At 63.8% G+C, this 20,035-nt stretch carries 14 protein-coding genes; 11 read left to right on the top strand and 3 right to left on the bottom strand.

The window, feature by feature from the left end; translation table 11 throughout:
* Position 1 precedes the first annotated feature (1 nt).
* From ATY75_RS04785 to ATY75_RS04765, 5 genes are all read left to right on the top strand, one after another.
* Positions 2-910: an amino acid--[acyl-carrier-protein] ligase gene (locus tag ATY75_RS04785; protein WP_088936638.1), complete on the top strand. Its 909-nt coding sequence runs from the start codon at positions 2-4 to the stop codon at positions 908-910.
* A complete protein-coding gene (locus tag ATY75_RS04780) occupies positions 901-1,878 on the top strand; it encodes a DUF1839 family protein (protein WP_190241314.1) in 978 nt (325 codons plus the stop codon). The genes ATY75_RS04785 and ATY75_RS04780 overlap by 10 nt, the downstream gene beginning before the upstream one ends.
* A gap of 16 nt (positions 1,879-1,894) precedes the next feature.
* Positions 1,895-4,375, top strand: coding sequence for a glycoside hydrolase family 2 protein (locus ATY75_RS04775; RefSeq protein WP_088936637.1), 2,481 nt, complete (start codon positions 1,895-1,897; stop codon positions 4,373-4,375).
* 47 nt (positions 4,376-4,422) lie between these two features.
* Complete coding sequence (locus tag ATY75_RS04770; RefSeq protein WP_088936636.1) at positions 4,423-5,601, top strand: glycosyltransferase family 4 protein; 1,179 nt, start codon at positions 4,423-4,425, stop codon at positions 5,599-5,601.
* A gap of 90 nt (positions 5,602-5,691) precedes the next feature.
* Positions 5,692-9,003 carry an alpha/beta fold hydrolase gene (locus ATY75_RS04765; protein ID WP_088936635.1) on the top strand — a complete coding sequence of 1,104 codons (3,312 nt, stop codon included), beginning with the start codon at positions 5,692-5,694 and terminating at the stop codon, positions 9,001-9,003.
* Positions 9,004-9,022: 19 nt separating this feature from the next.
* Here ATY75_RS04765 and ATY75_RS04760 read toward each other — a convergent pair whose 3' ends face one another.
* The 3 genes from ATY75_RS04760 to ATY75_RS04750 all read right to left on the bottom strand — a co-directional run bounded on the left by ATY75_RS04760 (position 9,023) and on the right by ATY75_RS04750 (position 11,559).
* Complete coding sequence (locus ATY75_RS04760; protein ID WP_088936634.1) at positions 9,023-10,198, bottom strand: glycosyltransferase family 4 protein; 1,176 nt, start codon at positions 10,196-10,198, stop codon at positions 9,023-9,025.
* A gap of 146 nt (positions 10,199-10,344) precedes the next feature.
* Positions 10,345-10,581, bottom strand: a complete 237-nt coding sequence (locus ATY75_RS04755) for an Lrp/AsnC ligand binding domain-containing protein (RefSeq protein WP_003567502.1) — start codon at positions 10,579-10,581, stop codon at positions 10,345-10,347.
* Positions 10,582-10,650: 69 nt separating this feature from the next.
* Positions 10,651-11,559 carry a LysR family transcriptional regulator gene (locus ATY75_RS04750; protein ID WP_088936633.1) on the bottom strand — a complete coding sequence of 303 codons (909 nt, stop codon included), beginning with the start codon at positions 11,557-11,559 and terminating at the stop codon, positions 10,651-10,653.
* A gap of 100 nt (positions 11,560-11,659) precedes the next feature.
* On the opposite strand from ATY75_RS04750, the gene ATY75_RS04745 reads away from it, so the two are divergent.
* From ATY75_RS04745 to ATY75_RS04720, 6 genes are all read left to right on the top strand, one after another.
* Entirely contained in the window at positions 11,660-13,072 is a 1,413-nt protein-coding gene (locus tag ATY75_RS04745; RefSeq protein ID WP_088936632.1) for a DUF1338 family protein, read from the top strand.
* Positions 13,073-13,139: 67 nt separating this feature from the next.
* Positions 13,140-14,423: an FAD-binding oxidoreductase gene (locus ATY75_RS04740; RefSeq protein WP_088936631.1), complete on the top strand. Its 1,284-nt coding sequence runs from the start codon at positions 13,140-13,142 to the stop codon at positions 14,421-14,423.
* 65 nt (positions 14,424-14,488) lie between these two features.
* A complete protein-coding gene (locus ATY75_RS04735) occupies positions 14,489-16,027 on the top strand; it encodes an aldehyde dehydrogenase family protein (RefSeq protein ID WP_088936630.1) in 1,539 nt (512 codons plus the stop codon).
* A 199-nt stretch (positions 16,028-16,226) separates the two neighbouring features.
* Positions 16,227-17,249 (top strand): iron ABC transporter substrate-binding protein, encoded by a 1,023-nt coding sequence (locus tag ATY75_RS04730; protein ID WP_088936629.1) that lies wholly within the window; start codon positions 16,227-16,229, stop codon positions 17,247-17,249.
* Between the two features lie 152 nt (positions 17,250-17,401).
* Positions 17,402-18,982: an iron ABC transporter permease gene (locus ATY75_RS04725; protein ID WP_245317532.1), complete on the top strand. Its 1,581-nt coding sequence runs from the start codon at positions 17,402-17,404 to the stop codon at positions 18,980-18,982.
* Positions 18,979-20,016 (top strand): ABC transporter ATP-binding protein, encoded by a 1,038-nt coding sequence (locus tag ATY75_RS04720; RefSeq protein ID WP_064841057.1) that lies wholly within the window; start codon positions 18,979-18,981, stop codon positions 20,014-20,016. Before ATY75_RS04725 ends, ATY75_RS04720 begins: the two co-directional genes overlap by 4 nt.
* Positions 20,017-20,035 lie beyond the last annotated feature (19 nt).

The following is a 20,035-nucleotide window of genomic DNA, read 5'->3' as shown; positions in this document are numbered from 1 at the left end:
CATGGATATGCAGACCTCGTTTCTCGACCGGCTTTTCGAAGCCGGCCTGCTGATCGATACCGGCATCGACGGGCTCTATGGCCGCAGCGGCCAGTTCGAAGAGGTGATCGCTGCCTTTGAGCGCCTGATCGACAAGGTCGGCGGCGCCGATGGTGCGGAGGCCATGCGCTTTCCGCCCGGCATGAACCGCGCCTTCTTCGAAAAGAGCGGCTACATGAAGAGCTTCCCGCAGCTTGCCGGCACGGTGCACAGCTTCTGCGGCAGCGAACTCGACCATGTCAGCCTGCTGCAATGCATGGAAGTCGGCGAGGACTGGACGAAGGGGCAGAAGGCGACCGACATCGTGCTGACGCCGGCGGCCTGCTATCCGCTCTATCCGACGGTCGCCAAGCGCGGCAATCTGCCGAAGACCGGCGGCCTCTTCGACCTGCAATCCTATTGCTTCCGTCATGAGCCGTCGAAAGATCCGGCCCGCCAGCAGCTGTTCCGCATGCGCGAATATGTCTGCATGGGCACCGAAGAGCATGTCACCGATTTCCGCCAGCGCTGGATGGACCGCGGCGTCGAGATGATGAAGGCCGTCGGCCTCGAGGTGACGATCGATATCGCCAACGATCCGTTCTTCGGCCGCGCCGGCAAGATGCTCGCCAACAATCAGCGCGACCAGAACCTGAAATTCGAACTGCTGATCCCGATCACCTCGACCGCCAATCCGACCGCCTGCATGAGCTTCAATTATCATCAGGATGCCTTCGGCACGAAATGGGGCCTCAACCTCGAAGATGGTAGCGTCGCGCACACGGCCTGCGTGGGCTTCGGACTGGAGCGCATCGCGCTTGCGCTGTTCCACCATCACGGGCTCGACGTGAAGCAATGGCCGGCCAACGTGCGGAAAGCGCTGTGGGGCTGAGCCGGTCGATGACATCGGTATTTTCGGGAATCGACCCGGAGACCTACCGGGCGCACGCGCTGCATTCCGGCGAGCGCGCTTGGCCGGAAACCAATTGTTATGTCGATCTCTGGATCGAGGTGCTGGCGACATCGGGTGTTGCGCCCGAGGCGATGCTCGGTTTCACCCTGACCCAGGATTTCGAGGGCGACCAGTTCACCTTCTTCAAGGTGCCGCTTGAGGATCTCGAAGCGCTTTACGGCATCCGCGCGACCGAGCTTGCCATTTACGACCGCGTCGAACGCCATGTCGAAGTGCAGATCGCGCGGCACCGTCTCTGCTTGATCGAGATGGATTCCTTTTACATGCCGGATACGCGCGGCACCGCCTATCGGCAGGAGCACGGCAAGACGACGGTTGCGATCAACCGGCTGGACGTTGCGGCCAAGCGCGTCGAATATTTTCACAATGCCGGTTATTTCCAGCTTGAAGGCGAGGATTTCGACGGTCTGTTCCAGCTGCAGCTGACGGAGAACGACCCGCCGTTCCTTCCCTATACGGAATTTGCGCGGTTCCCGGAAAAGCCCGCTGATGAAGCGCATCTGCGCGCGACCGCGCGGCGGCTTGCCGGCTTTCATTTCACCAGGCGTCCTGGCGAAAATCCGATCCGCGCCTTCGCGGCAGTCTTTCCCCGGCAGGTGGAAGCGGTGGCGGAACGGCCGTTCGGCTTCTTCCACAAATATGCCTTCAACACGCTTCGCCAGGTGGGCGCCAATTTCGAGCTGGCGGCGGATTACCTTGTCTGGCTTTCGGGTGAATTCGCCGCCGCCGCCGAGCATGCCAGGCGCATTTCGGACGCGGCGAAATCGGTGCAGTTCCAGCTTGCCCGCGCCATTGCCCGCAGGAAGTTCGAGCCGCTGCAGGCAGCCCTTGATCCGGCCGCCGATGCGTGGGATTTGATGATGGCATCGCTTGCGGAGCGAATCTGAGGCCGGAGATCTGACCATGCGGGGGCGTTTGGCAAGCATCGGTGCCGAGGAAAGCCTGCTTTCCGAAGGCTGGAACCTGATCCTGACGGAGCCGGGCGCCTGCGCCGTGCCGCATGATATTCCGCTCTCCGCCCAGTTCATTCCGGCACCCGTTCCCGGCACCGTTGCCGCAGCACTCGAAAAAGCCGGGCTGTTCGACCGGGAAAATCCAGAACCGCTGAACACCAGGGATGCCTGGTACCTCTGCCGGCTGTTCGATGCCGAGCCCGGTGAGGCGATCCTGCGGTTCGCAGGGCTTGCCACGCTTTGCCATGTCTTCCTCAACGGCCAGGAAATCCTGTTTTCCGAAAGCATGTTCACCGCGCACGAGATCCCGGTGACGCTGACGGGCGGCGACGAGCTGGCGCTCTGCTTTCGCGCACTCGGTCCCCGCCTGTCGGACCCCGGCCCGCGGGCACGCTGGCGGCCGCAGATGATCACGCCGACGGGGCTGAAGAATTTCCGCACGACGCTGCTCGGCCATATGCCGGGCTGGTGCCCCGATATCCATGCGGTCGGGCCATGGCGGCCGATTTCGCTGGTGCGGCGCAATCCCGTCTCGATCGACAATGTCTCCATCCGCGCCGTGTTGGACGAGAATGGCGCCGGCCGTCTCAGCGTCTCCCTGCACAGCAATGCCGAGCATCCCAAGATGCTGCTGCACTGCGGCGGCATGGAGCAGCCTTTCGAGAAGATCGGCGACAACCATTACTCTTCTATCCTCAAGCTTTCCGACATCGAGCCCTGGTGGCCGCACACGCACGGCGCTCCGCGTCTCTATGAGCTGACGCTCGTTTCCGACGACGCGGAGTATTCGCTCGGCACGACCGGCTTCCGGCGGATCGAGGTCGAGCGCGGCACCGACGGCGACGATTTCGCGCTCACTGTCAACGGCGAACGTATCTTCTGCCGCGGCGCAGTGTGGACGACGGCCGATATCGCGCGTCTGCCGGGCGGGCGGGCGGATTATGAACCGTTCCTGCGGCTTGCCGCTCAAGCCGGCATGAACATGATCCGCATCGGCGGCACCATGGCCTACGAGACGCCCGATTTCTTTGCGCTCTGCGACGAACTCGGCCTGCTCGTGTGGCAGGATTTCATGTTTGCCAATTTCGATTATCCACGCGCCGACAAGGCGTTTCTCGGCCATGTGCATGCGGAGGTCGAGGAATTCCTGCATGGCGTCCAGGGCTCGCCATCGCTGGCGGTGCTCTGCGGCGGCAGTGAAATCCACCAGCAGGCGGCGATGCTGGGTCTCCCCGTGGAATTCTGGAGCGGGCCGGTCACCGATGAGATCATCCCGGCGATCGCCACGCGCATGCGGCCCGACGTGCCCTATGTCCCGAATTCGCCACATGGCGGGGCGATGCCCTTTTCACCGAATGCCGGTATCGCCCATTATTACGGTGTCGGCGCCTATATGCGGCCGATTGCCGATGCACGCCGCGCCGATGTGCGTTTTGCCTCCGAAAGCCTCGCCTTCGCGCATGTGCCGCAGCAGAGGACGCTGCACCGCCATCTCGACGTGCCGGCCGTCCACAGCCCGCTCTGGAAGGCCCGCGTGCCGCGCGACCGCAGCGCTTCGTGGGATTTCGAGGATGTTCGCGACTTCTACCTGCAGCTTCTCTACGACCTCGATCCGGCCCGGCTGCGCCGCGAAGATCCGGGCCGCTATCTCGATCTCTCCCGCGCCGTCACCGGCGAGGTCATCGAGGAGACTTTCGCCGAGTGGCGGCGCAAGGGCTCGGCCTGCAACGGTGCGCTCGTTTGGACATTGCAGGACCTGCTGCCCGGCCCCGGCTGGGGGGTGATCGATTCCACCGGCGAGCCGAAGCCGGTCTGGTATGCGATGCGCCGCGCCTTTCGGCCGGTGCAGACGCTGTTCACCGACGAGGGGACCAACGGTCTCGACGTGCACGTCGTCAACGAGACGGATACAGCGCTCGACGTGGAGCTCGAGGTCGCCTGCCTGCGCGACGGAAAGCAGCAGGTCGTCAGCGGCAGCAGGGCCTTCAAGCTGGCGGCAAGGGACACCGAGCGTCTTGCCGCTACCTCGCTGTTCGGCGCCTTTTTCGATGCGACCTATGCCTTCCGTTTCGGGCCGCCGTCGCATGATGTCAGCGTGGCGCGCTTACGATCGCTCGCCGATGGCGCCATTTTGGCGGAAAGCTTCCACTTTCCCTGCGGACGGGGGAAGGCGCTGCATGACGCCGGTATCGAGGCATCGCTCGGCAGAGACGGTGACGACTGGTTCGTCGATCTCCGGGCCGACCGGCTGGCGCAATCGGTGCATATCGATGTCGAAGGCTATCGGCCCGACGACGACTGGTTCCATCTCGCCCCCGGCGCGATGCGGCGCGTGAAACTCCAAGCGCTCCCGGGCGCCGAGAGCGATCTTCCGCCCGCAGGCGAAATCAGAAGCCTAGGCAGTTTGCATCGTGTCGTGCTCTCGGGTTGACGCTCCCCGCGAAAAACGATGCCCATCCATTGAGAAAGACCCGTGATTTGAGAACGACATACCGCATTTTGCGCGCCCATGTCCTGCAACGGCTGATCCCCCGGTCGCGTCTTGCCTTCAATCCGCGCAGGCCGGTGGAAATCGTCGGCTATCTCTCAATGGCCGTCGGCGTCGGCGAATCGGCAAGGCTCTGCGCTGGGGCTTTGTCGGAGGCGGGAAGGGCGATTTCGCTATCCGACGTCAGCACGCATCCAGACGAGAAGTCCTTTGTCGGATGGACGCCGTCGGGTCTCTCCACCGCGCTGCCGGGAGGCCGGATCTGGCACCTCAATCCGCCGATGCTGCCGCGCGCCATCCTGAAGAAGGGTGTCGCGAATTTTACCCGCGCCTTCAATATCGGCTATTTCGCCTGGGAGCTGGAAGTCGTGCCGGCGGAGTGGCGCAATGCAATGCATTATATGAACGCCGTCTTCGTGCCGTCGGAATTCACCCGGCGGGCGATTGCGCCGCTCACCAGGGCGCCGGTCATCGTCGTTCCGCATCCGGTGACCGAGGCCCTGGCGACCGACGGCATGCGGGAGAGGTTCGGCATCGAGAAAGACGCCTTTCTCGTCAGCTTCATTTTCAGTGCCGGCTCCTCGATCAACCGGAAGAATCCGCAGGCTGTCATCGAGGCTTTCAGGATATTTGCCGCCGAAGCCCCAAGCGCTGTCCTGCTGATGAAGGCGAGCGGCGACGTGAACAAGGACGAAGGCCTGCGCGAGCTGGCTGCCTCGGTTGCGGGCGACGCCCGCATCAGGATCGTCACCGACAGGCTGTCGAATGCCGATATCAACGGCCTCATCCGGTCTTCCGACGCCTATCTGTCGTTGCATCGTTCGGAGGGTTTCGGGCTGACGGTGGCCGAGGCGATCATGCAGGGCACGCCGGTTATCTCCACCGCCTGGTCGGGCACGGCGGATTTCTGCGACCCTGAGAATACATGGCAGGTCGGATCTTCCCTCATTCCGGTCGTCGATACTCATCCTGAATTTGCCGGGCTTGAGGGCGCGGTCTGGGCGGATCCTTCCCCGGCAGCTGCGGCGGCACATCTGAGCGATATTTTCCGCGCGCCGGAGCGGGCGCTTGAGAAGGCGGAGAAAGCCCGGGAATTCCTGCTGCGCTACCTCGCTGAGAATAGCTACGAGAAGGCGCTTCAGGCGCTGGCGGCGATGCAGGCGAGCTAAGGTGAGGTCGCCACTCCGCTTTATTTTAACATTTTCGCAGTAGAGATGGCGAATGTCCGGCCGAGTGGGCCGAACCTTGCGGATGGGCAGATGTCGAAGGGTATTATCGCAAATTCGGTGATGAATGCGGCGGCCGGCATGCTGCTGCTGCTGACGGGTTTCGTGTCATCGATCATAACCGCGCGGCTGCTCGGGCCGGAGGCCAACGGCATCGTCGCCTTCTCGCTCTGGCTGGTCGTCACGGGCGCCTCGATCGCCGAACTCGGCTCCAGCATCACGCTGCTGAAGACCCTGCCGCAGCTTTCGGCGGAAGGTTACGACATGCGCCGCCGGCGGGGTTTTGCCGCCATCCTCGTCAGCTTCATGATGTTTTCAACCGTCGTGCTGCTGGCGCTCTATGCCTTGTTCTTCCTGACGTCGGAGGAGATGCACTGGGCCGATACTGCGCCGTCCGTCGCTCTGGTCACTGGCGTGCTGTTCTTCGTCCAGGCGATCGGATCCTTCGTCAAATTCTATCTGATCGGCGAAAAAAAGCTGGGCGCCTTTTTCCGGCTGACGGTGGCCGTCTCGATTTTGCAGCTTGCCGGTGTTGCCGCCGGCGCCGTTTTCTACGGCGTCGAAGGCGTTCTCGTCGGTTATGCGCTCGGCCAGCTCGTGCTGTTCTTCGCCACGCTGCCGATCTTGCTTGCACGGCGCGACTGGTGCGGGGTTTCGCTGAAAGCTCTCGCCTCTTCCTCCGTCATCCTGTCGATCCAGTTCATCATCGATTCGATCTTCCTCAATCGGCTTGAGCTGCTCTTCCTGCAGCAGTTCTGGTCGGTCGAGATGGTCGGTTACTACGCCGTCGGCCTGTCGATCGCCAATATCGCGCTGCAATTGCCGATCCAGATGACCGGCAGCCTGCTGCCCTATTATTCCGAGCGTCGGCATAACAGCGATGATTCGACCTTGCCGGTCGAGGTCTTCGCCGCGGTCACCCGCAGCATGGCCTATATCGTTTTGCCGATGAGCCTCGGGCTGGCGGCGATCTCCAGCGAACTCGTGCTCGTGGTGTTCGGCGAAGCGTTCCGCCGCAGCGGCACGGTGGTGGCGCTGCTGGCGCTGGTGGCGCCCGCCTATACCTTCATGCAGATCCTCAGCCTCTACCTCCTGTCGATGGACAGGGCCCGCTCCCGCCTGAACATCAGTGTGATAGGTGGCCTTCTGATGGTAGTCGGTTGTTTACTGATCGTACCTAGGCTTGCCGCCGAGGGTGCCGCACTCGTGCGCATCCTCGTCTTCGTTGCGATGTCGGTGATGATGATCAGGCAGACAGGATTCGGATCCCAGCTTTCGGGCCTCTACACGAGCCTGACCAAGGTGACGCTCGCCGCCGTGCTCTGTGCCTGCGGGGCGATTTCGGCGCTGGAATTCATCCGGGGTCCGATCGGCCTCGTCGTTGCAATCCTTGCCGGCACACTCTGCTATTTCGCGGCACTCCGCGTGCTGCGCGTCATGCCGGCCGAAGATGTCGAGGTCATGCGTTCCATTCTCGGCAAGATGCCGCGCGTGCTGCAGCGCCCAATGGGGTACGCGATCAATTTCATTGCGCCGCGGCTTCCGGGCGATCCGGACCGCGCCAAGGTCGCGCCCGGCGAATTCTCGCTCGAGCCGGCCGAGGGTGCCGGCCGCAGCGCTGCCCTGCCTGTCGTCTTCGACGGCACGATCGGCCTGTTCATGCCTGAAAATCCCACGGTCCAGAAACGTTCGGCCGCCGTGCTCTTCGTCAGCCCCTGGGGTTTCGAGGAGATGTGCAGCCGCAAATTCTTCCGTGTCGCGGCCGAGCATTTCTCCGACATCGGCGTGGCGAGCCTGCGCTTCGACTATCGCGGCACCGGCGATGCGCTCGATTTCGGCGCGCTGCCGGCAAGGCTGGAAACCTGGGAAAATTCGATCCGCGCCGCCGCCGCCAAGCTGAAGTCGCTCTCCGGCTGCGATCGCATCATCCTCATCGGACAGGGCCTCGGCGCAACGCTTGCCCATCGCATCGGCGCCTCGATCGACGGCGTCGACAGCCTGGTGATGCTGGCGCCGGTGCTGAGCGGCCGGGCCTATCTGCGCGAACTCAACATGTGGTCCAAGATCATCGATGCCGATCTCGGCCTAGGCAAGGAGCATGTCCAGACCGCGAAGGTGCAGATTGCCGGGCTTGTCATGCCCGAAGAGATCGCCGCCGAACTCGGCAAGCTCAACATCGCTGCGCCGCAGGCGCTTGCAGCGTCACGCTATCTGATCCTCGAACGGCCCGCCAAGGCCGAAGATACCGGCTTTGCCGATGCGCTGAAGGCGCTCGGCGCCGAGGTCGAACAGACGGTTTTCGAAGGTTATGACGAGCTTGCCACCAATCCGCTGTTTGCCAAGACGCCGACCGAGGTCGTCGAGCTGCTGAAGACGTGGTTGGAGAAGGCGACGATGGAGACATCCGCGGCCGGCTCACCTGAAGCGATCGACAATCCGCCGCTTGCCGGCGAGGGTTTCATCGAAACGCCGGTGCGTTTCGGCAGCCACAATCATCTGGTCGGCGTCGTCAGCCGGCCGCTCGGCGCGATCGAGGGCAATGCCGTCCTGTTCCTGTCGACGGCCTATGACCGGCATGCCGGTTGGGGACGGACAACGGTGGATATGGCGCGCGAACTCGCACGCCAGGGCGTCGTTTCGCTGCGTTTCGATTCCGCCAATGTCGGCGATAGCCCGCCGCGGCCGGATGCGCCGGAACAGGTGCTCTATTCCAGCACGCAGACCGAGGACGCGGTCGCCGCCCTCGATCTGCTCGAAAGCGTCGTCGCAGGCCCGATCATGGTGGCCGGCCGCTGCAGCGGTGGTTATGTCGCCTTCCGCGCCGGCGTTGCCGACGAGCGGTTGAAGGCCGTCGTCTCGATCAATCCCTTCGTCTATTACTGGGATCCGGAGATACCGGTGCGCCGGGAGCATGTCGTCTCCGTCCCCCGCAGCCTCGATGATTACGGTCAGCGCCTGGCGCGGGTGGATACGCTGAAGCGGCTCATCAGCGGCCAGGTGGATGTGGTGGCGGCGCTGCAGAATATCGTCATCGCCGGCGGCCGGCGCCTGTCGCCGTGGATCGCGCCGCTCATCGAACTGCTGCCCGACCGGCGCCATATTGCCCGTGAGGTTCGGCATTCCTTCGCGCTGTTCGGCAAGCGCAAGGTGCCGCTGACGCTGATCTACAGCGAGGGCGATGTCGGGCTCGACCACGTCTATTTCCATTTCGGACCGCGCGGCGCCAAGCTTTCGCGCTATCCGAACGTGCGGCTGCTGATGCTGCCCGATGCCGACCACAATCTGACGCCGCCGCAATCGCGCAAATTCGTGCTCGACGAGATCATTCGCCTGGCAAGAGCGTGAGGAATTTCAGGCAGGTAGTTTAGATATTGTCTGCGACGACGTTCAGCGACCGATAGAGATCGATGTACCGCCCGGCGACGATGTCCCAGGAATAACCGCGCGCGGCGTCGAGAAGCCCGGCGCGGACCGCGTCCGGTTGGCGTGCGAGGGTTTCATAGGCCGCTTCGATCGCGGTTGCTGCAGTCTCGGGATTGGTGAAATCGGCAAGCGTGATGACGGGGTGCCGGCCGGCAAGCGTGGTAAAGGCATCGTTGGCGTTCAGCACCGGCAGCAGGCCGGCGCTCAACGCTTCCAGAGCCACCAGGCCGAAACCTTCATATTCCGAGGCGGAGGCAAAGAGCGAGGCATCCGTGATGATGCGCCGGATCGCGCCGTTGTCAGGCGAGACATGCAGGGTGACGCGGCCGGAAAGGTTGCGGCTTTCGATCGCGGCTTCGACATCGGCCCGGTTCAGGTCGGATTCGGCGCCGACGATGTCCAGATGCCATTCCGGATCGCGGCTCTTCAGCACGGCCATCGCATCGAGCAGATGGTCCAGCCGCTTGTTCACCGAGAACCGGCCGATGGTGACGATGCGGCGCCTTGCCCGGCGCGACGCGGTGTCGGCGAACTTGCCGATATCGGCGCCGTTTTCGATCAGCAGGCTGTCCGGCGCGATTTCGGAAAACTGCCTGAGATCGGAGGCGCTGCAGCAGACGACGCGCCGATAGGCCAGTGCCGAAGCGCGGGTCAGCGTCCGGAACCAGATCTTCTTGATCGCCGCGTATTTGCGGGTGTGGAAGAAGCCGCCATGGGTGGTGACGATCATCGGCTTGCGATGCAGCAGCCGGCCCCAGGCGAGCGCATCGAAGAAGAAGTCGATGGCATGGACATGCACGAGGTTGGCATCCGCGAGATGGCGGAAAACCGCAGGCGCCAGCGGGTAGCGGCTGCTGCCGGACCAGGGAATACGCACCACCTCGATGCCGTCGATGTCTTCGCGGGCCGGCAGCTTGTCCTCAGGTGCGGTGAAAAGCGAATCGAGGGTGACGACGCGGACGCGATAACCGCGGCGAAGGGTCTGGCGGGCAAGATTGGCGACCACGTCTTCCAGGCCGCCGCGATTGGGCAGGAACTGGCGCACGACATGGACGATCAGCGGCGCCGTTTCCGGCTGCGGCCTCTCGCGCACCCTGTCTGCCTCGACGATCGCCATTTTCCACCTATCGCTGCACGCGCCGCCTCATGCCGAGACGGGACTCTTATAGCAACGACCAGATATCTCAGGCGTTAAGCCGTGGTTTAAGCGGCATCCCAAGAGGCGATTCTTCGCGAAAAAGGTTAACCGCGTCTGACGGAAGTTCAGAAGGCTTTGAACGTCAGGGTCGTCAGCGAGCGGACGATGCCGGGAATATTGGCGATGTTGTCGTTGATGAATTTGCCGATATCCTGGCCTTCCTCAATGTAGACCTTCAGCAGCAGATCGTAGTCGCCGCTGGTGGAATAGAGCTCCGAGACCAGTTCGGTCTGGTAGATGGCGTCGGCAACCTCATAGGTTTTGCCGGGGGCGCATTGGAGCTGGACGAAGATCGGCTTCATGGGGATTTCCTGCAATGTTTGTTTGGCCGATATAATGGTCGAAAGCGCCATGCCGATGCAAGCCGTTCGTCATGCGGACGGGTCGGCGGCGGCTTCTGCGACGATCCAGTCGCGAAAGGCGGCGAGCGGCGCATAGTCGGCGCGCTCGGGCGGAAAGGCGAGATAATAGCGCTCGCGGCTCTCCATTTCGCTGTCGATGGCGGCGACGAGATCGCCGCGACGCAACTCCTCCTGCATCAGGAATGTCGGCAGGAGGGCGATGCCGAGGCCGGCGATCGCCGCTTGCGCTGCGGTGGCGAACTGGTCGAAGAGCATGCCATGCACGCTTTCGAAGGAAACGCCGTTGGCGGCGAACCATTGCTCCCAAGCGTCGGGCCGCGTCGTCAGATGCAGCAGCGGAACGGAGAGCAGATCCTGCGGCCCGGAGATCGCGTATCGCTTGAGAAAATCGGGGCTGCAGGCCGGCACCGTGCGCTCCGACATCAGAAAAGTGAGCTCGGCGCCCGGCCAGTGCGGATGGCCGAAATGGATCGCGGCATCGATCGAATCGAGGCGGAAATCGAAGGGCGAGAGCCGGGTCACCAGATTGATCGTCACACCGGGATTTACGGCAAGGAAGCGCCCGAGGCGCGGTGCCAGCCAGCGGGTGCCGAAGGTCGGCAGGATGGCGAGATTGAGCGTGCCGCCATGCGGATTGGCGCGCAGGTTGAGCGAGGCGCTCGATATGCGCCGCAGCGCCTCGCGGATCTCGCGGGCATAACTGTCGCCGGCCAGCGTCAGCCGCATGGTCTGGCGTTCGCGCAGGAAGAGTTCGACGCCAAGCTGCTCCTCCAGCGCGCTCACCTGGCGGCTGACGGCGCTCTGCGTCAGATCGAGCTCGCGTGCGGCCGCCGTGACGCTGCCGGTGCGGGCAACCGCCTCGAAAGCGGCGAGATGCGAAATCGAGGGCAGAAAACGTCTCGAAGCGAACATGTTCATTCCATTTCAGAATGAGCTATTTCCAAAATGTCGATATTTCCGCCTTTGCGGCCGAAGTAAAGAGTTCATCCTGCAAAAACGGAATGAGCCGGAGTTCCAAATGCCGCAAGCCGTCGTGTCCACAGACCGTATCCGCTCTCTCTTCACCGAGGCGATGTCGCAGATGTACCGGACGGAGGTGCCGCAATACGGCACGCTGATCGAACTGGTGGCCGATGTGAATGCCGGCTGCCTCGACAACGATCCGGAGCTGCGCGAACGGCTGGCCCGCGCCGGCGAGCTCGAACGCATCGATGTCGAGCGGCACGGCGCCATCCGGCTCGGCACGGCGGACGAGCTTTTCACCATCCGCCGGCTATTTGCCGTCATGGGCATGCAGGCGGTCGGCTATTACGATCTCTCGGTTGCCGGTGTGCCGGTTCATTCCACCTGCTTCCGGCCGATCGACGAGGCCGCACTGAACATCAATCCGTTCCGCGTCTTCACCTCGCTGCTGCGATTGGAGCTGATCGAGGACGAAGAGTTGCGCAGTGAAGCCGAGGCGATCCTGGCACAGCGGCGCATCTATACGCCGCGCGCCGTGGCGCTGGTCGAGCGCCACGAACAGAACGGCGGCCTGACGGACGCCGAAGCAACGGAATTCGTCGCCGAGGCGCTCGAAACCTTCCGCTGGCACGGCGAGGCGACAGTCAGCGCCGAGACTTACAAGCGCCTGCACGATGCGCACCGGCTGATCGCCGACGTCGTCAGCTTCAAGGGCCCGCACATCAATCATCTGACGCCGCGCACGCTCGATATCGACGCGGTGCAGGCCCGCATGCCGGGGCGCGGCATCACGCCGAAGGCCGTCATCGAAGGGCCGCCGCGTCGTCAGTGTGATATCCTGCTGCGGCAGACGAGCTTCAAGGCGCTTGAAGAAACGATCATCTTTGCCGGTGACGAGACCGCGGTTCAGGGAACGCACACCGCCCGCTTCGGCGAGATCGAGCAGCGCGGCGTGGCGCTGACAGCCAGGGGCCGGGCGCTCTATGACCGGCTGCTCGCCTCGGTTCGCGGCGAAGTGCAGGTCGGCGCCGGCGGCGCCAAGGCCGGCGCCTACGATCAGGAACTAGCCGAGCGTTTCAAGGCGCTGCCGGACAGCTGGGACGAGCTGCGCCGGCAAGATCTCGCCTTTTTCCATTACTACGTCACCCCTGCAGGCATTGCCGCGGCCGTGGCCGCCCCAGTGTCCGGCGATCCGGAAGCGCTGATCGCCAAGGGGTACCTTGCCTTCTCCCCGATCGTCTACGAAGACTTCCTGCCCGTGAGCGCGGCCGGCATCTTCCAGTCGAATCTCGGCACCGATCAGCAGCAGAACTATGCGACGCATTCGAACCGTGATGCCTTCGAGGCAGCGCTCGGCGCCAGCGTTGAGGATGAGCTGGCGCTTTATGCCGAGCGCCAGGCCGCCTCGCTGGATGCCGCGATGGAAGCGCTCGGCCTTGCGGGCCTGCCGCTGAAGACCGTTGCGTGAAATGCTCGCTTCAACACTTGATCATATGCGTTAAAGTACCGCGATTTCGTTCCGATCGGACTGAGCCATGCTGAATGATCCGCGCTCCCACGGCCTCTGGGAAAAGACCGCAGCCGAACCGCCTGTTACCTCGACGCTCGCCGGCGCGGTTTCGGCCGACGTCGTCATCGTCGGCGGCGGTTACACCGGTCTTTCCTCCGCCCTTCATCTTGCCGAAGCCGGCTCGAAGGTGGTGCTGCTGGAGGCGAAGGAGATCGGTTTCGGCGGTGCAGGACGCAATGTCGGCCTGATCAATGCCGGCATGTGGGTGATGCCCGACGACCTGCCCGGCGTGCTCGGCCCGCTGCATGGCGAACGCCTGCTCGAGCTGCTCGGCAATGCGCCGAAGCTCGTCATGGAACTGATCGACAGGCACGGGATCGCCTGCGAACTCGAACGCAACGGCACGCTGCACTGCGCGGTCGGCGCCGACGGGCTGAGGGAGATCGAGGCGCGCGCGGCGCAATGGGCTGCGCGCGGCGCGCCCGTGACGCTGCTCGATGCGGCGGAGACAGCCAGACGCATCGGCAGCGATGCCTATACCGGTTCGCTGCTCGACATGCGCGCCGGCACGCTGCAGCCGCTGGCCTATGCGCGCGGCCTTGCCCATGCCGCCGTCAAGGCGGGTGTCGCCATCCACACGTCGAGCCCGGTCATCGCAACGGAGCGCAGCGGCAGCCGCTGGTCCGTGAAGACGGCGAAGGGTGAGGTCAGCGCCGACTGGATCGTCGTCGCGACCGATGCCTACAGCACCGGCCCCTTCGAACAGGTGCGCAACGAGCAGGTCTATCTGCCCTATTTCAACTTCGCCACCGTGCCGCTCGGCCACAATCTGCGCCAGTCGATCCTGCCGGGACGGGAAGGTGCCTGGGATACCAAGGACATCCTGTCCTCCTTCCGCATGGACCAGGCCGGACGTCTCGTTTTCGGCAGCGTCGGGGCGTTGCGCAATACCGGGCTTGCCGTGCACAAGGGCTGGGCCAAGCGCGCCTTGAAGCGGCTGTTCCCGATTATCGGCGATGTCGAATTCGAATGCGAATGGTACGGCCAGATCGGCATGACCGACAATGCCCTGCCGCGCTTTCATAAATTCGCCCCCGGCGTCATCGGCTTTTCGGGTTATAACGGCCGCGGCATTGCCCCCGGCACGGTTTTCGGCCGGACACTGGCCGAGCATATTCTCGGCCGGCTGTCGGAAGCCGATCTGCCGCTGCCACTGACCTCACCCACCGAACCGAGCTTCCGGGCGCTCAAGGAACTATGGTACGAAGCCGGCGCTCAGGTCGCCCATTTCGCCGATGCCCGCTTTTGAGAACCGACAAGCGCTTCCGGGAAGCGAAACTCGCTTCAGAGAACAACAAGATTGGAACCACGACAATGACCATCGCCGTCCTCGATCTCGCCACCGAAACCGCCAAGCTGCTCGCCGAACTCGGCGTCGATGCCGGCCGCTATCACGGCGGCACGCTTTCCGTCACCTCGCCGGTGACGGGCAAAGAAATCGGCAAGCTCAGAGAGCACACCGTTTCCGAGACGAAGGCGGCGATCGAAGAGGCGCACAAGGCTTTCCTCGAATGGCGTTCCGTGCCGGCGCCGAAGCGCGGCGAGCTGGTCCGCCTGCTCGGCGAGGAACTGCGTGCCGCAAAGACGGCGCTTGGCCGTCTCGTCTCGATCGAGGTCGGCAAGATCACTTCGGAAGGCCTCGGTGAAGTGCAGGAGATGATCGATATCTGCGATTTCGCCGTCGGCCTGTCCCGTCAACTCTATGGCCTGACGATCGCCACCGAGCGCTCCGAGCACCGGATGATGGAAAGCTGGCATCCGCTCGGCGTGGTCGGCATCATCTCCGCCTTCAACTTCCCCGTCGCCGTCTGGTCGTGGAATGCAGCCCTTGCGATGGTCTGCGGCAATTCCACCGTCTGGAAGCCCTCGGAAAAGACGCCGTTGACCGCACTTGCCGTGCAGGCGCTGTTCGAAAAGGCGCTGAAGCGTTTCGTCGCCGAAGGCGGCACGGCGCCGGCCAATCTGTCGACCTTGATCATCGGCGGCCGCGAGGTCGGCGAAGTGCTGGTCGATCATCCGAAGATCCCGCTCGTATCCGCCACCGGCTCGACCGCCATGGGCCGCGCCGTCGGCCCGCGCCTGTCGCAGCGTTTTGCCCGCGCCATCCTCGAACTCGGCGGCAACAATGCGGCGATCGTCTGCCCGAGCGCCGATCTCGACCTGACGCTGCGCGGCGTCGCCTTCTCGGCCATGGGCACGGCCGGCCAGCGCTGCACGACGCTGCGCCGTCTCTTCGTGCATGACAGCGTCTACGACCAGCTGGTGCCGCGCCTGCAGAAGGCGTACGGCTCCGTCACCATCGGCAATCCGCTGGAGACCGGCACGCTAGTCGGACCGCTGATCGACGGTCAGGCCTTCGAGAGGATGCAGGCAGCGCTCGGCGAGGCGGCGTCGGCCGGCGGCAAGGTGACCGGCGGCGACCGTGTCGGCAACGGTTTGACCGATGCCTTTTATGTTCGCCCGGCGCTGGTCGAAATGCCCGATCAGACCGGACCGGTCGAGCACGAAACCTTCGCGCCGATCCTCTACGTGATGAAATACAGCGATTTCGACGAAGTGCTGGCGCTGCACAATGCCGTGACGCAGGGTCTGTCGTCGTCGATCTTCACCAACGACATGCGCGAGGCCGAAACCTTCGTCTCCGCCAGCGGTTCGGATTGCGGCATCGCCAACGTCAACCTCGGTCCGTCGGGCGCGGAAATCGGCGGTGCCTTCGGCGGCGAGAAGGAGACCGGCGGCGGCCGCGAATCCGGCTCGGATGCCTGGAAGGCCTATATGCGCCGCTCCACCAACACGATCAACTATGGCAAGACCCTGCCGCTTGCTCAGGGCGTCAAGTTCGACGTCGAATAAGCGGACCAGAAAAAGGCGGCGCTCGAGAGCGTCGCCTTTTTGGCCAGGTCGAGATTTATTCCCTCTGTAACATGAAATATTTAGTCAAGATATTGTGATTGCTTTTCCGGCGAAGCCAAACTTGAAATCTTCAGTCAGGAAAAATATACGCCTCTCATCGCCCTTGGAGACCTCGGGTGACATCGCCACGGAGGCCATCATGACCATTGCACTGAATCGTTTTTCCCTTGCGCTTGCGTTTACCGCTTCGCTTCTCTCCGCCACCGCGCTCGCAGGCAGTGCCAGCGCGCAGGATGAAGGTCTCGTCGTCTACAATGCCCAGCACGAAAGCCTGGGCCGCGAATGGATCGATGCCTTCACCAAGGAGACCGGCATCAAGGTCACCATGCGCCAGGGCGGCGACATGCAGTTCGCCAACCAGCTCATCCAAGAAGGCGATGCCTCGCCGGCGGATGTATTCCTGACCGAGAACTCACCGGCCATGACGCTGGTCGACGGCGCCGGCCTCTTTGCCCCCATCGATAAGGACACGCTGGACCAGGTACCGGATCAGTACCGCCCGGCCGACGGCATGTGGACCGGTATCGCCGCCCGCACCACCGTCTTTGCCTATGACAAGACCAAGCTCACCGAAGACAAGCTGCCGAAGTCGATGCTCGACCTCGCCGATCCGGCCTGGAAGGGCCGCTGGGGCGCGGCACCTGCCGGCGCAGACTTCCAGGCCATCGTCGCCTCGCTGCTGCAGCTCAAGGGTGAAGACGCTACCAAGGCATGGCTGAAGGGCCTCAAGGACAACGCCACGCCCTACAAGGGCAACAGCGTCGCCATGAAGGCCGTCAACGCAGGCGAAGTCGAAGGCGCTGTCATCTATCACTATTATTGGTTCGGCGATCAGGCCAAAACCGGTGAAAACAGCAAGAATGTCGGCCTGCACTATTTCAAGAACCAAGATCCGGGCGCTTTCGTCAGCGTCTCGGGCGGCGGCGTTCTGAAGTCCACCCAGCATATGAAGGACGCTCAGGCTTTCCTGAAGTTCATCACCAGCAAGGCCGGCCAGGCGGTTCTGAAGGACGGCACGTCCTACGAATATGCCATCGGCAAGGATGCCGCTTCCAACGACAAGCTGACGCCGCTCGCCGATCTCAACGCGCCGAAAGTCGAAGCTTCGACGCTGGACAGCAAGAAGGTCGTCGAGCTGATGACGGCCGCCGGCTTGATCTAAACCTTTCTGCCGCAGGCTTGCAGCGGCCAAAACTATTGCTTTTGGCTCAAGAAAACCTTAGGGCATGACGATATCCGGCAACCGCCCCTTAAAAGGCGGTTGCCTTCCTTTTTCGGCGTATGAAGGCATCGGCCTTGCTGCAGGACAACAGATTGCTCGCATCCGGCAACGAAGCGCCGGTGACGCCGAGGGCCGCGCGCATGGTTTTGCCGCGCGGGCGTATGCCCCACGCTACCGTGGTGCTGTTTGCCACCGTCGTCGCAGTCTTCAGTCTTGTGCCGCTCGGCTTCATCGGCTGGGTCACCTATGACGTCGGCTGGGAAACGGTGAAGACCCTGGTCTTCCGGCCGCGGGTCGGCGAACTGCTCGTCAATACGGTCCTGCTTGAGACAATCACCATTCCGCTGTCGATCGCGCTTGCCGTGACGCTCGCCTGGCTGACCGAGCGGACCGACATTCCCTTCGCCCGGCTCTGGGCCTGGCTTGCCATCGCCCCGCTCGCCGTGCCCGCCTTCGTGCACAGCTATGCCTGGGTCAGCCTCGTCCCCGGCATGCGCGGCCTGCAGAGCGGCGTCTTCATCTCGGTGATCGCCTATTATCCCTTCCTCTACCTGCCGGTCGCCGCCGCCTTGCGCCGTCTCGACCCGGCGATCGAGGATGCCGCGGCCTCGCTCGGTCTCAATCCCTGGCGGGTCTTCTTCCGGGCGGTGTTGCCGCAGCTCCGGCTCGCCATCTGCGGCGGCTCGCTGCTGATCGGGCTGCATCTGCTTTCGGAATACGGCCTGTTCGTGATGATCCGCTTCGACACCTTCGCGACGGCGATCGTCGATCAGTTCCAGTCCTCCTACAACAGCCCTGCCTCCAACATGCTCGGCGGCGTGCTCGTTGCCTGCTGTCTCTTTCTGCTCGGCTTCGAGGTGCTGGTGCGCGGCAACGAACGTTATGCCCGCGTCGGCTCCGGCTCTCCCCGCCCGGCGGCTCGCCGGCGGCTCGGCTGGTTCGTGGTGCCGGCCGTTCTGTTGCCCGTCCTCCTGGCGGTGCTGACACTCGGCGTGCCGCTGATGACGCTTGGCCGCTGGCTTTATCTCGGCGGCGCCGGGATCTGGCGCATCGAGGTCGGCAGCGCCTTCCTGCAGACGATCGTGCTTGCCATCGGCGGCGGCGTATTGGCGACGATTGCCGCAGCGCCGATGGCCTGGCTTTCCGTGCGCGCGCCGGGCCGTTTCCAGCGCCTGCTCGAAGCCTGTCATTATTATGTCGGCTCGCTGCCTGGCGTCGTCGTGGCGCTGGCGCTGGTGACGATCACCGTGCGTCTCGTGCTGCCGCTCTATCAGACCTTCGCAACCCTGCTCGTCGCCTATGTGATGCTTTTCCTGCCGCGCGCCATGGTCGGGCTGCGCGCCAGCATCGCCCAGGCGCCGGTGGAGCTGGAGCGCGCCGCGATGGGGCTCGGCCGCACGCCCGGCCAGGCGGTGCGGCAGATCACCATGCGGCTTGCCGCACCAGGCGCGGCCGCCAGCGTGGCGCTTGCCGCGCTCGGCATCACCAACGAACTGACGGCGACCCTGATGCTGTCGCCCAACGGCGTCGATACGCTGGCGACCAAATTCTGGTCGCTGACCAGCGAGATCGACTATGTCTCGGCCGCACCCTATGCCTTCATGATGGTCGTGCTGTCGCTGCCGCTCACCCTCATGCTCTATACGCAATCGAAACGGACCGCCGGCCAATGACGCTGCTTACGATCGAAAACATCAGCAAGCGCTATGGGCCTGTGCAGGCGCTGAAGGATATTTCGCTGGATGTCCAGGCGGGCAGCCGCACGGCCGTCGTCGGCCCGTCCGGTTCGGGCAAGACGACGCTACTGCGCATCATTGCCGGCTTCGAGCAACCCGATGTCGGCAGGGTGACGCTCGATGGCGAAGTCCTTGCCGATGGGCTCGCGACGGTGCCGGCCCATAAGCGCGGCATCGGCATCGTTTCGCAGGACGGCGCACTGTTTCCGCACCTGAGCGTCGCCGAGAATATCGGCTTCGGCTTCGAGCGGGGGGCAGCGGATCGCGAGAAGCGCATCGTCGAGCTGCTCGACATGGTCGAGCTCGACCGCGGCATGCTGGTGCGGCGCCCGCACCAGCTGTCCGGCGGCCAGCAGCAGCGCGTGGCGCTCGCCCGTGCGCTCGGCCGCAAGCCGCGGCTGATGCTGCTCGACGAACCTTTCTCGGCACTCGATACCGGATTGCGCGAGAATATGCGCAAGGCGGTGGCGCGCGTGCTGCAGGCGGCCGGCATCACCGCGGTGCTCGTCACGCATGATCAGGAAGAGGCGCTGACTTTTGCCGATCAGGTCGCGGTTCTGAGAGAGGGGCGGTTGATCCAGGCGGGGTCGCCGCAATCATTGTACCTGCATCCGCGGGATCGCGAGACGGCACTGTTTCTCGGCGATGCCGTGCTGCTTCCGGCCATCATCCGCAACGGCCTCGCCGACTGTGCGCTCGGCCGCGTCGCCGTCGAAGGCAATCGTCAGGGCAAGGCGGAGATCATGCTGCGGCCGGAGCAGATCCGCGTCGTTGCCGATGAAGGCGATCGTCGCTATGGCGGGCGTGTCGTCGAGGTGGAGTTCGGCGGCGCGGTCTGCACCGTTGCGGTGTCGCTCGACGGTGTCGCCCTGCCGCCGATCCTGATCAAGACCTCGAGCGTCGCGCTTCCCTCACGCGGCGATCTCGTTCGCCTCGATATCGCGGGCAAGGCGCATATCTTCGAAAGCTAAAGCGCCTCGCGATCTTTCA

The organism is Rhizobium sp. N122 (assembly GCF_002211295.1).
Taxonomy (GTDB): Bacteria; Pseudomonadota; Alphaproteobacteria; order Rhizobiales; family Rhizobiaceae; genus Rhizobium.
The sequence above is the reverse complement of the archived record's forward strand: the minus strand, read 5'-3'. Positions and strand labels throughout refer to the sequence as shown.